This is a genomic window from Mucilaginibacter straminoryzae (assembly GCF_022953055.1).
GTDB classification, from domain to species: Bacteria; Bacteroidota; Bacteroidia; order Sphingobacteriales; family Sphingobacteriaceae; genus Mucilaginibacter; species Mucilaginibacter straminoryzae.
In genome coordinates, this window is record NZ_JALJEJ010000002.1 from 363,924 (window position 1) to 378,082 (window position 14,159).

The 14,159-nt window shown below is 44.3% G+C and carries 11 protein-coding genes and 1 other RNA gene; 9 read left to right on the forward strand and 3 right to left on the reverse strand.

Annotation, left to right across the window (positions count from 1 at the left end; genetic code table 11):
* Window positions 1-23: 23 nt before the first annotated feature.
* On the reverse strand, window positions 24-2,468 hold the full coding sequence (locus MUY27_RS05165) for an alpha-ketoacid dehydrogenase subunit alpha/beta (protein WP_245128922.1): 2,445 nt from the start codon (window positions 2,466-2,468) through the stop codon (window positions 24-26).
* Between the two features lie 122 nt (window positions 2,469-2,590).
* Here MUY27_RS05165 and MUY27_RS05170 point away from each other — a divergent pair, with 122 nt between their 5' ends.
* The 7 genes from MUY27_RS05170 to MUY27_RS05200 all read left to right on the forward strand — a co-directional run bounded on the left by MUY27_RS05170 (window position 2,591) and on the right by MUY27_RS05200 (window position 9,844).
* The gene (locus MUY27_RS05170) at window positions 2,591-2,986 is read left to right on the forward strand and encodes a DUF1573 domain-containing protein (protein ID WP_245128923.1); all 396 of its coding nucleotides are present in this window, start codon (window positions 2,591-2,593) and stop codon (window positions 2,984-2,986) included.
* An 86-nt stretch (window positions 2,987-3,072) separates the two neighbouring features.
* Complete coding sequence (locus tag MUY27_RS05175; protein ID WP_245128924.1) at window positions 3,073-4,302, forward strand: pyridoxal phosphate-dependent aminotransferase; 1,230 nt, start codon at window positions 3,073-3,075, stop codon at window positions 4,300-4,302.
* Window positions 4,303-4,360: 58 nt separating this feature from the next.
* Window positions 4,361-4,728: a transfer-messenger RNA gene (ssrA, locus tag MUY27_RS05180) on the forward strand.
* Between the two features lie 932 nt (window positions 4,729-5,660).
* Window positions 5,661-6,380: a DUF4386 domain-containing protein gene (locus tag MUY27_RS05185; RefSeq protein WP_245128925.1), complete on the forward strand. Its 720-nt coding sequence runs from the start codon at window positions 5,661-5,663 to the stop codon at window positions 6,378-6,380.
* 2 nt (window positions 6,381-6,382) lie between these two features.
* Window positions 6,383-6,829, forward strand: a complete 447-nt coding sequence (locus tag MUY27_RS05190; RefSeq protein ID WP_245128926.1) for a DUF6326 family protein — start codon at window positions 6,383-6,385, stop codon at window positions 6,827-6,829.
* A 260-nt stretch (window positions 6,830-7,089) separates the two neighbouring features.
* Window positions 7,090-7,887: an AraC family transcriptional regulator gene (locus MUY27_RS05195; protein ID WP_245128927.1), complete on the forward strand. Its 798-nt coding sequence runs from the start codon at window positions 7,090-7,092 to the stop codon at window positions 7,885-7,887.
* A 118-nt stretch (window positions 7,888-8,005) separates the two neighbouring features.
* Window positions 8,006-9,844: a M3 family metallopeptidase gene (locus MUY27_RS05200; RefSeq protein WP_245128928.1), complete on the forward strand. Its 1,839-nt coding sequence runs from the start codon at window positions 8,006-8,008 to the stop codon at window positions 9,842-9,844.
* A gap of 71 nt (window positions 9,845-9,915) precedes the next feature.
* Here the strand turns inward: MUY27_RS05200 and MUY27_RS05205 are convergent, their stop codons facing one another.
* The gene (locus MUY27_RS05205; RefSeq protein ID WP_245128929.1) at window positions 9,916-11,064 is read right to left on the reverse strand and encodes a hypothetical protein; all 1,149 of its coding nucleotides are present in this window, start codon (window positions 11,062-11,064) and stop codon (window positions 9,916-9,918) included.
* Window positions 11,065-11,111: 47 nt separating this feature from the next.
* On the reverse strand, window positions 11,112-12,155 hold the full coding sequence (locus MUY27_RS05210) for a S41 family peptidase (RefSeq protein WP_245128930.1): 1,044 nt from the start codon (window positions 12,153-12,155) through the stop codon (window positions 11,112-11,114).
* 205 nt (window positions 12,156-12,360) lie between these two features.
* Between MUY27_RS05210 and MUY27_RS05215 the strand changes: the two genes are divergently transcribed.
* Together MUY27_RS05215 and MUY27_RS05220 are read left to right on the forward strand one after the other, a co-directional pair.
* Window positions 12,361-13,374 carry a sensor histidine kinase gene (locus tag MUY27_RS05215; protein WP_245128931.1) on the forward strand — a complete coding sequence of 338 codons (1,014 nt, stop codon included), beginning with the start codon at window positions 12,361-12,363 and terminating at the stop codon, window positions 13,372-13,374.
* Window positions 13,371-14,114 carry a LytR/AlgR family response regulator transcription factor gene (locus MUY27_RS05220; RefSeq protein WP_245128932.1) on the forward strand — a complete coding sequence of 248 codons (744 nt, stop codon included), beginning with the start codon at window positions 13,371-13,373 and terminating at the stop codon, window positions 14,112-14,114. Before MUY27_RS05215 ends, MUY27_RS05220 begins: the two co-directional genes overlap by 4 nt.
* Window positions 14,115-14,159: the final 45 nt, after the last annotated feature.

The following is a 14,159-nucleotide window of genomic DNA, read 5'->3' on the forward strand; positions in this document are numbered from 1 at the left end:
CTAATGACCAATGACACTAATGACTAATAGATCGCCGGGTATTTCTCCGGGTTGGCTTCGTTCATCATCTGGTAGGCTACCTCTATTACATCATCCAGCGATGGCTTGCTGAAGTAATCACCGTCAGACCCGTAAGGCGGGCGGTGTTCTTTCGCGCTCAGCGTACGCGGCTGGGCATCCAGTTGGTAATAGCCGTTCTGTTGCTCCAGTATCTTCTGCAAGATATAAGCAGAGCCTCCGCCCGGTATATCTTCGTCTACTATCAGCAACTTGCTGGTTTTATGTAATGAGGCGACGCATAATTTCTCCCGATCGAACGGATAAAGTGTTTGCGGATCGATCACTTCAATACTGATCCCCATTTGCTCCAGTTCCTCGGCAGCTTCCAGCACAATGCGCAAAGTAGAGCCGTAAGAGACTACGGTGATATCGGTACCGCTACGCATAATCTCGGCTTTGCCCAGCGGAACGGTGAACTCGCCCGGATTATCCGGCAGTTTCTCTTTCAAACGGTAGCCGTTCAGGCTTTCAATTACAATGGCAGGTTCATCGCCACGTAACAAGGTATTGTACATGCCAGCGGCCTGTGTCATGTTACGGGGAACGCAAACGTGGATACCACGCATCGAATTCAGGATCATGCCCATTGGCGAGCCGGAGTGCCAGATCCCTTCCAGCCGGTGGCCGCGCGTGCGAATGATTAGCGGAGCTTTCTGCCCACCGTGGGTACGGTAGCTTAAGCTGGCTAAGTCGTCGCTTAGGACAGTCATGGCATAAAGCAGGTAATCCAGGTATTGTATTTCGGCAATCGGGCGAAGGCCGCGCATGGCCAAGCCCATCCCCTGCCCGATGATGGTAGCTTCGCGGATGCCGGTATCGGTGATCCGCAAGTCGCCGTATTTAGCCTGCAATCCTGCAAAACCCTGGTTCACGTCGCCAATGTTACCCACGTCTTCGCCGAAGGCAACAATAGTTTTGTCGCGCCCAAAGTTAGCATCAAAACAAGCGTTCAACACCTCGCGCCCGTCTACCATTTTCGCCTGCGGATTATAGCGTGGCGCATTTACCGGCACGTTCAGGGGTGAAAAACGGGTATTGGTAAACAACCGGGAATTAAAACGCTCCGCGTTCTTTTCATTCTCGTAGTTCATCCAGCTGATTAGCCCTTGCTTGGCATTCAGCGTTTCTTTTACTGTTATCCGCAATGCCTTACGTACAGCAGCAACAATATCCCTTCTGCCGGGGTCTACGCAAGCCTTTAACTCGGCCGCTACCTCCTGCAGTTTTTCGTATGATACAGATTGCTGCGCCAGATCTTCGATCAGCTCTGCGGCTTCATTCAATTCACCTTTAATTTCTCCGGCAAGCTCGTTCCAGGCCTCACGCTGGCAATCGCGCACATGTTTTTTTGCCTGTTCTTCCAACGCATCCAGTTCCTGTTCGGTAGCAATTGCAGAGCTTACCATCCAGTTGCGCATCTGCAGCAGGCAATCGTGCTCTGTTTCCCAGGCCAGGCGTTCTTTAGATTTATAACGTTCGTGCGAACCAGAGGTAGAGTGGCCCTGCGGCTGCGTCATCTCGGTAACGTGGATCAGCACCGGGACGTGCTGCGTACGGCAAACCTCAATGGCCTTGCTATAGGTTTCACATAAAGCCACATAATCCCATCCGCGTACTTTAAATATTTCGTACCCGTTAGTGCCGTCTTCGCGCTGAAAACCTTTTAATATTTCTGAAATATCCTCTTTAGTAGTTTGTAACCTTGCGGGAACAGAAATGGCATAGGCATCATCCCAAACGGAGATAGCCATCGGCACCTGCAACACACCGGCTGCATTGAAGGCCTCCATAAAAAGCCCCTCAGAAGTAGAACCATTCCCGATGGTACCGAATGCCACCTCATTTCCTGTTACGGAAAACTGTCGCAAATAATGCAGTTCGGGGTTTTGACGGTACAATTTAGATGCATAAGCCAAACCCAGCAGCCTGGGCATGTGCCCGCCCGTAGTAGATATATCTGAAGCGCAGTTCATGGTATCTGCCTGGTTTACCCAGTTACCATCACTATCAATAAACCGTGTGGCGTAATGGCAGTTCATTTGCCTGCCGCCCGAAGCAGGGTCTTTTTCGATATCGGGATGGGCGTATAACTGCGCAAAAAATTCTTTAAGCGTGCTCATACCGGTGGCAAACATAAAGGTCTGGTCGCGGTAGTACCCGGCACGCCAGTCGCCCGGCTTAAAAGCCTTGGCCATAGCCAGTTGGGCAACCTCTTTACCATCACCAAATATGCCGAACTTGGCCTTACCAGTCAGCACTTCGCGACGGCCAAGCAACGCCGCCTGACGGCTTTCAAAACCGATCCGGTAATCGTTGATGACAATCTTTTTAAAATCCTCAAAGTTCAGTTCAGCAGCATCAAATCCGCTGGTTGTGTTTATATTGGTCTGAGGCATATTTAATTTCATTAGCAGGCAAATGTAAAAAATTGGATTTTGTTATTAATCCTTTTAACCATTTAAACAGTCAGTAGTTAGCAAAATTGTTGCTTTCAGTAAAATAATTTATATTTGTGATACAATACAAGGATATGAAAAAGTTAATGATAATGTGCGCGATGTTTTTAGGATTTGTGATGGTGGCTTCTGCGCAAACTGACACCAAGCCTCAGTTCAAATTCAACGAAGAAAAGCACGAATTTGGCAAAGTACCGCAAGGTAAGCCGGTTACTACAGAGTTTGTGTTTTTGAACGTTGGCGAAGAACCATTGATCCTTACCGCTGTACAACCTACCTGCGGCTGTACCATTGCAGATTACACTAAAACACCTGTTAAGAAAAATGACAAAGGGGTGATCCGTGTTACCTACAATGCTGCGGTACCAGGTGCTTTTAACAAGACCATCATTGTTACTTCTAACGCTTCTACGCCGCAGAAATACCTGAACATTGTGGGCGAGGTTGTTGCCGCTCCGGCAAGTAAATAACACATTTGAAGTAAAATATTTTGAGAGAGACGCATCAATTGCGTCTCTTTTTGTTTTTGCCCTGTTTCTTTTCCTAAATTTGTGCCATGCCAAAAATTTCGCACAAAGGCGAGCAGATGCCCGCCTCTCCTATTCGTAAGCTTACCCCGTTTGCCGATGCAGCCAAGCAACAGGGCAAAAAAGTATATCACCTGAATATTGGCCAGCCTGATATTGAAACGCCTAAAGGCATGCTGGATGCCATTCATAACAGCACGTTTAAGGTATGGGCATATACTGCTTCGGAAGGAACGTTATCATACCGCCAGAAGCTTGCAGAATATTACAACAAGCTGGGCTACGGTATCACCCCGCAAAATATCATCGTCACCACCGGCGGATCTGAAGCGATCACCATTGCCATGATGACCTGCCTTAACCCCGGCGACGAGGTGATTATCCCCGAGCCATTCTATGCCAACTATAACGGTTTTGCCTGTCAGAGCGATATTGTGGTGAAGCCCATCCTGTCTTATATCGACAATGGATTCGCGCTGCCTTCTATCAGTGAGTTTGAAAAGCTGATCACCGACAAGACAAAGGCCATCATCATCTGCAACCCTAATAACCCGACCGGTTACCTGTACTCGAAAGAGGAAATGCAGGCCTTGAAAGAGCTGTCCTTAAAGTATGACCTTTATCTTTTCTCCGACGAAGCTTACCGCGAATTCTGCTACGACGGTCGCGAATTTATTTCGCCGATGCACCTGAATGGGTTAGAGGAAAATGTAGTAGTGATGGATACCGTCAGTAAACGCTACAGTGCATGCGGTGCGCGATTAGGCTGTTTGATTACCAAAAACGAAGCCGTATTAAAAACAGCTTTAAAATTTGCCCAGGCCCGCTTGAGTCCGGGTATGCTGGAGCAAATTGCCGGCGAAGCCGCGGTAGATACGCCTGATAGCTACTTTGAAACCGTAAATAAGGAATATACCCATCGCCGCGACGTATTGGTTAGCGCGCTGAACAAAATGGAAGGCGTATACTGCCCTAACCCGGGCGGTGCGTTCTATGTAGTGGCGAAACTACCAATTGATAACGCCGACCGTTTTTGCCAGTGGATGCTGGAAGAATTTAGTCATGACAACCAGACAGTAATGATGGCACCGGCGACAGGTTTTTACAGCACAACGGGCGCAGGAACGAACGAAGTGCGAATGGCATACGTTTTGAACAGTACAGATTTGCAGAACGCGATGGTCTGCCTGGAGAAAGCCCTTGAGGAGTATCCTGGACGTACAATTGAAGGTACAAAGCTGAAGGTTGAAAGTATATAATTTGAAAAGAGCACTGCTTTTAACTTAAAACTTTATACTTTTGACTTCCTTACAAAATGGGGTCGACCGGAATTGACAGGATGGAGATAAGTAAGTAAGCATGCAGCGCGTTGGGTGAATTAGCGCTTTAATCTGAACGCTCAAACTTACAAATGGCGAAAATACTTACGCCTTAGCTGCCTAATTTAGAATTAGCATAGCTTTTGTCCCGCAGGTTTTCCGTTCTGTTGAATCTGCAAACGGGGCATCGAAAAACGGAACTGGCTTGTTTATGGTGCGCTAAACGAGCAAGAAACAGCACCTACGGAAGACGGTACAGGTGAGCAACTGACCTTCCCCTTCCCGACAATTTAACAGAGCTAAGCATGTAGAAAGCTTACCTTATACCATGTTTGGACGAGGGTTCGAATCCCTCCGGCTCCACTTCAATGTTTTATAAAATCGCCTTTAATAGATCATTAAGGGCGTTTTTATTTAATTCATTTTCTTGGCAGCAAATCAAACCTGTTTTTGAGTGATTTATTTAAACCGGCCGGCTAATGGTTTTGGTATTAGGCTTTAGGGCATTACACGTGATCGCCTCTCTTTGTATTACTTCAATATGTTGGGAAATAATCTGCATGGGTTAATTATTGATACCCCCCCCCGGCATATGATAGATAATTTGACCTGTTTATTTTCATGAAGCCAGATTAGATTCAATATCGACGCGGCAATCGTTAATAAACCGATTATTAATCATAAATTGATTATTAATGACTGACCGAAGAAAAATCTTTGTGCTTCGCGGGCGCCCGTGTAAAGTGATGTTGTAAAAATCTTACAGAGCCCGTTATCGGCGTTTCCCTATATGCGCGTAATGACCGCCTTAAAATCTTAAAAACCGTCTTTACATGCACCCTCCTGCATCATAAAGTCAGTGCTTAATGACACTTCATGTAACACCAGGAGCCTTTGGTCAAATAAAGTGTTGGTTGTATTACACCGGCTGGCATTTAATCGCTATTAATAGATAACTTTTCAGGGTTTATTAAAATTTAGTAAAGTAGCGCCGATACCTGGGATGGATGAACTTCAGAATACAATCCAAACTATGTGTACTTCTAACTATTTTCGGTGGCAAAAATTTAGCAGACATACACATTCGAAACAGTGCATGTTTGAGGGTGTAATGCCTTGGGTTGATGTATTGCGGGAGTTCGAGTCCCTTCTTCGCACGGAATGCTTAAAAAGCACAGGGCGAAAAGTGTGCGCCAGCAACAATGGACTTGCCATATTTGAAATAAAAGCTATATGATACTCCTTTCTCGTGTAACAATTCGATGTTATTATCATCAAAACTCCAAAATTTAACAACGATGGATACAAGCAAACGTACAGCAAGGTTAGCTGGCATCCTATACTTAATTGTAGTGTTCTGTGGAACCTTTTATTTGCAGTATATCCCTTCGAAAATTAAACTTAAGGGAGCCCCGTCAGCAATTCTTCCTCGCTTGGTGAACGGTGAATTGTTGTTTAAAGTTAGTATCGTTTTTGAAATAATTTGTTGGTTGGCGTTTGCCATGTTACCTATTATTCTATACAAATTATTTAAACCTGTTAATGGCACCGTTGCCAGACTGATGGTTGTTTTTGCAGTAGTTCAAGTTCCTATCGCCTTCATAAATTTATTAAACAAATTCGCTGTTCTTTACCTTATCAGCGGTTCAACCTATCTCAAAGCACTTCCGACAGACCATTTGACAGCTCAAATATTATTTTTCCTAAATCTATATCGCCAGGGTAATTTTATTAACCAAATATTTTGGGGCCTTTGGTTATTTCCGTTTGGGTATTTAGTATATAAGTCGGGTTTTATGCCTAAAATATTAGGTCTCCTTTTGATGGCCGGGTGCATTGGCTATCTAATTGATTTTTTTGGAAGCTTTCTTTTTCCAACGTATGATAAAACAATAATTTCAAACTACATCACATTGCCAGCCAGCTTAGGCGAAATAGGAATTTGCCTGTGGTTAATAATTATAGGAATAAAGGACAAACAAATACCGCTCAATACCTCTTCAGCCGCTAGCATATGAATATGAACACTACAAAAAAAATGGATCTACAGGATTTTAGAATAAATATAAAGGTTAAACTTTCGGCTTTGTGGATTTCGCTCATGTTTTGCTATATCTACGGCGACTTCTTTTCGTTATTTGTTCCTGGCCGAATTAAAGGTTTGATGAACGGACAATCCGGGGCCGGCCCCATTACGCCGTGGGTATTACTTGCATATGCAATTCTCTTGTCCATACCTCCGCTAATGATATTTTTATCTTTAATTCTAAAGCCTAAAGCAAACCGCATTGTTAACATTGCCGCCGGTATTTTCTTTACGATGGTGATGCTATTAGTAGTCGGCACATCCATTGATCAATGGATGCTCTTTTATATCTATCTGGGTGTTATCGAAATTAGTATTACTTCTTTAATCGTATATCAGGCGTGGCGTTGGCCCAAAGGCGAGTCCGGAACAAATAAATAGCTTATCGGCACGAAAAATACCGGGCCTTTCTCGCGCTTGATATAATTACAATTACTTGCATCTACCGCTACTTTAATACGTTGATTAGGCTTAAGAAAAAAAATAGAAATTAGTACCGGCGCCTACGCAAAGTAATAAATGTTTATCCTTTTCTCTTCTAACCTATAATAGTATATTAATTATTCAACTGTAACGTAATGCAATCGGTTGGGTCTTATTCGTAGCAGGTAATTCCGTTAACATCATCCATCTGGAGATATATGGCAGCTATTCAATTTTTTCTTGGCGATACTAAACAACATCGCACTGTCGCCGGCTGTAGCATTGCCCTTACCCATTATTCCGGCGACTGCGGTTATGAGGAATGGCATGCACACGAAAATTCCGGCATCAGCTTATTGCTGAATGGCAGCCATACAGAAGATTTACAGCATAAAGAGTATAAAAGAGTGCCTGGTGATCTGAAATTTATACCCGCTGGCGAACAGCATCGTTGCAACAATTATACACCCGGTACCCGGAAAATAAATGTTGATTTTAATGAGAAACTGATCCGTGACCTGACGATAAAAGAAGAGCACTTGTTCAACTGGATTCCACAATCTGTCAATACCAAATTCACACTCATCAGGCTTTGCCATGAACTGCACGACAGCTCACTTCAGGCCGGTGCCTCTGCAGAATTGTTGTTATACCAGTTGCTTGATGCCGGGACGCAACCTTCGCCGATGGCCAGTAAAACACCACCGCTATGGATTTTAAAATTACAGCAATTACTAAATGATGAATGGGATAAGCCTATTAGTTTGGATGAACTATCCTCAAAGATCGGTGTTCATCCGGTAACAATATCCCGTTATTTTCCGCTTTATTTTTCAATCACCTTAAGCACGTACAGCAACCGGATTAAGGTTGATAAGGCATTGAGAATGATTAAAAGCACCTCCCTGCCGCTCACCAGGATAGCTTATGACTGCGGCTTCGCAGACCAGGCGCATTTTACGCGCACGTTTAAGGCTGCTACCGGTTACCTGCCTAACGCGTTCCGGAAATTATAAAATAACGAAAAGGCTAATTTAGTTCAATTCCGGCACCTCCCTGGAGTTTACTTTTGAGCAAAATGATCTAACGATGCCGGTCTCACCTATCAGAAAATATCAAGCACTATTAGCGTTCTTGTTAATTTGCAGCTCATTCTGCGCCCATTCCCAGCAATTCGATCCGTTTGACGGACAAGCAGCGTCATTTCATGTCCGGTTTTCCCGCTATTTTAAAAACGAGGCTGATGAGAAAGCGACCCGAGCACGGCTGCTGGACAGCATTGCAGTTTTAAAGCGCGATACAGCCTGGTCGCCGGAGAACTTACGTGCGCACCTCGATACCTATGAACGCCTGCTGGTAGCGATGGAAAGGCATCTCTGCTACTTCACGCTAAAATGTTACGTCAATAACAAAGATACGTTGGCCAGGCAGGCTTACGATCAGTTGGATGCTTCTACCGGCGCCCTTCAGGGAATGGTTAGCACCAGATTACTTAAGCCGGCTTTTATAAGTTTAACTGATGAACAACTGAGCAACTATGGCTTAACTGCTTACCGATACCTGTTAAAGCAGGCCGCCTGTGAAGCTGTTCACAACTTGTCAGACAAAGAAGAGGCAATGGCCCATCAACTATCGGATGTCATGGTTGACCATTTGATTAACCGGTATGATGCATTAATGGACAATATCAAAGCGGATTCTGTCCAGTCGGGATCGATAAAATATGATCCGGTTACTGCTTTGCCGGTTATTCTTAAAAGCCCCGACAGCACCCTACGCAGGAAAGGCACGGCCGCTTATCACCAGGCCTATGCCCGGCATGCTGACGTACTGGCCACCACCCTGATTGATTTAACCATGCAGAAAACAGCCATGGCCAGGCTAAGGGGATTTAAGAGCGCTACCGAACGTGCTTATCTCCGCAGATTACAACTGCCTGAAGCTGCGGTTAAGGAGATGCTTGCTGAAATAGCAAGGCATACCGATGTGCTTCAAAACTATCAGCGCATACAGGCAGATCAGGTGAGCAGGATGACTGGGATCAAAAACGTCCATAGCTGGGACGCCTCATTACCGCTAAGCTATAAAGCTCAGGCACTGCCTTACGCCCAGGCCAGGTCGTTAATCTTAACCGCGTTGGAACCGCTGGGCATGGAATACGGACAGGCGTTTTCAAAACTGCTTGACCCGGCGAATGGTGAACTGGATATCGCCGGTGGGCCAAACCGGGTGACTGAATTCACATCCGTTGGCTTCCCGGGTGTGCCCGAAAGCCTTTATATGAGGAGCTACAACGGAACCATCCGAGAAATTTCGCGTTTGGCGCACGAAGGCGGTCATGCAACGCATGAACAACTGATGAGCGATCACCTTTCTGTGCCGTCTTATAAAAACGGACCAAGTTTTTTATTTGAAGCCTACGCGATCTTCAATGAGTTATTACTGATGGATGAACTGGAAAAGCGTGCGCCTACGCCAGCAGGTAAGGCCTATTTTACCAAAATGTTTTTAGACAAGCTTTCGCTCGAGCTATTTACCTCTGCAGAAGAGGGTGCATTTGAACAAGGGCTTTACGAAGGTGTTGTTGCAGGGACGATTAATGACCGCCGGGGCGTGGATAGTCTTTATGCCGGTATTATGAACAAATATGACCGCTACTTTGCAAGTGAACCAGAAAGGCGCAGCGAGTGGATCAATAAGCGCCTGCTTTATGACGACCCCATTTACAATGTCAATTACCTTTACGCCATGCTGGTCTCTTGCAAGCTGTACACTATGGCCCATGAGGATCAGAAGAACTTCGCCCGGAAATACGCAGCACTGCTAAAAAATGGTTTTGACGCCCCTGCAGATGCCCTGCTTCAAAAGTTCATGGATTTTAAACTTAACCACACCGATCTGTTAAATGGGGCACTAAAGCTGATGAAGGATAAAACATTGCAATTGCAAAAAATCTATGGCCAGGTTAAATAAAACGGGTGAACACGAATAGCAGCGCAACACAAATCAGATGTAATTTATCTACGGGCTTAACCGCATGCCGATTAATTTTCAGTAGCATCTGCATGCAGTATTTCCGGCGATATCAAAACGTAATCATATTTTTCAATTAGTTGGTAGGTATCTCTGGATAAGGTAGCGTCATACTTTACTTTCAATTTTCTCAGATCAATCAACACCCATTTATCCTTTTCATACAGGCTTGAAAATACCCTTGGATTTTCGTTCTCTTTGCTTGAGAAATCGTCTGTCAGTTTTCCATTTTCTATGGTGTAACGCACCATTAAATATACATTGGCAAAGCCGGTTTGGTTGCGCTGGGCAAGTTCGTAAACGGCGTTACCAATATCGTAAAGGTTGGTTTGCAGATTCATTCCTTTGGCTAAGTGATTGCTGCCCATTTTAAAGAATACCTTCTGTTTATTATCGGTTTGATTGTAACACCAGAAGAAGTTTTTTTTCATTAAAGCCGCCCTTGAAGCGTTATCGCCATTCCGGTAGATCTCTTTAGAAACCTTGATGCCTTGCAGAAGAGCTTTGTATTGCTTTTGCCCGATTGCATTGGCAAGGCTATCTAAAAGCAAGGTATTAGGGTACCACCACTTTGCCTGGAGGCTATCATACAGCGGTTTGTACCGCTGCCGGAATTTGTTTGACTGGGCCTGATAAATCTTCTTAAGACCATAGGGGAAGCTCATTTGAAATTCCTGATCGATTCCCCAGATATGATAACCAAACTTGTGCGCCGCCATTAGCATCTGTGCATCATTTGCGGTGCTGAAAAAAGGGAAAGTGCCAATCTTTGGATAGCCCTCTTTAAATAGCTTCTCTATGGTGTCTGCCGGGTTGGTAGCCCGTGAAATGCGTGTTAATTCTGTAGCCGTATACGGCCCCACCTCAACGCACCAATTTTTATAGCCATATTTTGCGGCGCTTTCAAGCGCATAAACGGTTAATTGTGAAAGCAAAGGCGAGTTATGATATTCGCCCCAGGCTACAAACTGGTTCTTGGCAAACAGACTGTCCAGTGTATCCCATCCCTTTCCCTCCGGGCGCTGCCCGTTAAAGGTGAAATAGCTGATATGGGAAGTAATGTATTTATTTAACCTGTCCTCGTCAGAAACAGATTTTCCATTTTGCGCATAACTTAAAGAGTTTGCTAATAATAGGACAAGCAGAAGTAATTGTTTCATTTAAATAGTGTTTAGCTGCCGATGATGTTTGTAAACTGATCCCTTAGCTACTTCTGCTTAAGCCACTGAATTGCAGCTTTCACTTTCAGGTCATTCCTCAGGTTATTAAAATCATCTCCACCGGTAATCTCTTCATCTGGTTTAACGTTGTCGGTATACAAGCGTCCATTTCGGTCGGCTTCTACCGCTGTTGCAACAAATACACCTATCGTACTGGTAAATTGAAAAGAGTTGTTGGCCGTTGTATAGCCGCCACTATCCTCGCCGATAAAGAATGTGTGGTTACGACCTTTAAAAGAAATGGCAAGTGCTTCACCAGAGCTACAGGTGTATGGCCCTATCAGCACAACAACTTTAAGGTCGTACAGGGGGTTGCCACGGCGGTTTATCCTGCACAAAGTATCATCGCCAGAATAAACTTTATCCCTGCCGTTTTCACTTTCAATGCTCCATGCTTCCTCTTTCTTTGTACCCGGATAAACAAAGGCGCCAAGCTTTCCGGGTTTAAACAGATTGCTTAGCCCGCCAATCATCGCATACATATCGCCACCGGTGTTTAAACGCAGATCGATCACCAAGCCTTTTAATTTTTCAGGCTTAAGCGCCATCAGTGAGTCTCTGATCTGCCGGGCAATGCTATTAACCGCACCCCGGTAAGTAGGGTTATTATTCGGGATAAGCAAATAGCCATAGCCTTTCTCCAGCATTTGCTTGCGCAGCCCGTAACCGTCTTTCATCTGTTTAATCAGGGCGGCATGCACTATTTTGTCCAATGGTTTATTATTTCCGGTCCATCCGTAATATTTGTTGTTATAGGTGATAAACCCATGATGATCACCCAATAGCTGATACAATAATTTAACAGCTGGTAAAGCTTCTTTGATTGTTCCTGCGCTTGCCGCTTTGGCACGTACACTGTCGTTTATCTTTTTCCAATCTGCACTTCCGCTATACAGCGAGTTGGCCTTGCTGAACTGAAGTAGGGTGTCAATAAGACGGCGTACGCTGTCTGCCTGTTGGGCATTGGCCTTACCAATGCTGGTTATCCCTACTGTTAAAATGATCAGGCACACTTTGATTGTTTTTTTCATATCCTTTGTTTTTAAGTTATGAAGCAAAGATGACCTGCAACTTTAACCGGCTAAATTTTCTTATCCCAACACCCGGATATATTATCCCACCACTATTTTAAATGTAATTACGCGTTGATACCTGCAACACAGGTTTTAATACTGCGATAAAGCCTGTTGGGATAATAAACGGCCGATTGGTATACCTTCCTATTATATTTGGGCTATGAAGCGTAACCGATTGGTCATTTATTATTTACTCGCATGGGTGTGTTATACGCTCTATCTTTATATTGATAACGTGGCCAACAAAAGGGGGACGCAACCTTACGTATGGTCAAACCTTGTCGCGGGCTTTATAGAATTTTCGTTCTGTTTCTTTTTCGTTTATCCCACGTTACTAAAAGTCAAAAAAATATCACTGTTGGTGCTTGGGCTTGTTGTAGCCGACGGTTTGTTTATCGGTTGCAGGTACCTAATAGAAGAAGTGTTTTATTTATGGTTTTTAGGATATAGTAATTATGATCATCCGGTAGGATTTTGGTATTACGTCGGCGATAACTGGTGGCGCGCAGCCCAGCCTATCATATTCAGTTTTGTAGCCTGGGCATTACTAAACACCTATCAGAAAGAACAGGAAGCCGAACAATTAAAGCAGGAAAAAACACAAGCCGAACTGCTGTTTCTGAAAACACAGATCAACCCGCACTTTTTATACAATACGCTCAATTACCTGTACTCATTAGCCTACCCCGTAAGCGATAAACTTGCAGACGCCATTGTTAAGCTTTCGCAACTAATGCGTTACATGCTTAATAATACCCTCGATGGAATGCTTGACCTAAGCTTAGAGATAGACTACCTTAGCAATTACATCAAGATTTACCGTTTACGCTTTGAAAAGAGCTTTTTTGTTGATTTTAAAGCAACCGGTGATTTTAACGGAAAAAAGATTGCCTCGCTGATATTGATACCGCTGGTAGAAAATGCTTTCAAGCACGGTGTGGTCAACGATGCCGGCACGCCAATAAAAATTCTTATTAGTACTACCGGCCAACAATTAACCATGAAGGTTAGCAATAAAATAAGCTACGGGCAGAAGGATAGTTCAAGTGGTATAGGGCTGGTTAATATCAGAAGGCGGCTGGAGTTGATATACCCGGGCGGATATGAGCTTTTAATTAGTAATAACGGGAAATTTTACAGCACAACGCTGCATCTTATATTACATAAACCATGACAAGGATACGCTGCATTGCTGTTGACGACGAAGTTTACGCTATAAACATGATTGCTGATTATATTGCCAGGGTATCCTACCTTGAGCTTGTCGGCACTACTACAAATGCAATAGAAGCCTTGAACCTTGTCCAGAGCGGAGCGGTAGACCTTGTTTTTCTGGATATTCAAATGCCCGAGCTGACCGGCTTACAGTTTTTAAAAATCTGCGGCGATAAATGTAAGGTGATCTTGACTACGGCTTATGCTGAATACGCCCTGGACGGATTTGAATACGGGGTAATTGATTATTTATTAAAACCGATAGCGCTCGATCGCTTCCTTAGAGCCGCACAAAAAGCATTCGAGCAATTTACCGGTGTAAAGCAGCTTCCTGCAAAACAATTGATCCCTGCGGCTGCGGAAACGGTACCTACTGAACAAGACTACATCTTTATCAAGGGCGACAGCAAAAATAAATTTCTGAAAATAGACCACGGCGATATCCTTTATATACAGGGACTTAAAAATTATATCTCGATTTTTACCACCACCCAAAGAATCATTACCTACCAGAGTCTGCGGGATATTGACGAACTGCTCCCTCAGCCACCGTTTTACAGGATACACAAATCTTACATCATTTCAATTGCTAAAATGCGCATGGTTGACGGGCATACGGTTTACATTGGCGATCAGGCAATACCCATTGGCGAAAGCTACCAAGAGAGCTTCCTTAAAATAATTAAAGACCGGACCTAAGCAGCTGCGTCGGATTTATGGTTCAGTCGAAAATTTGGGGGATTA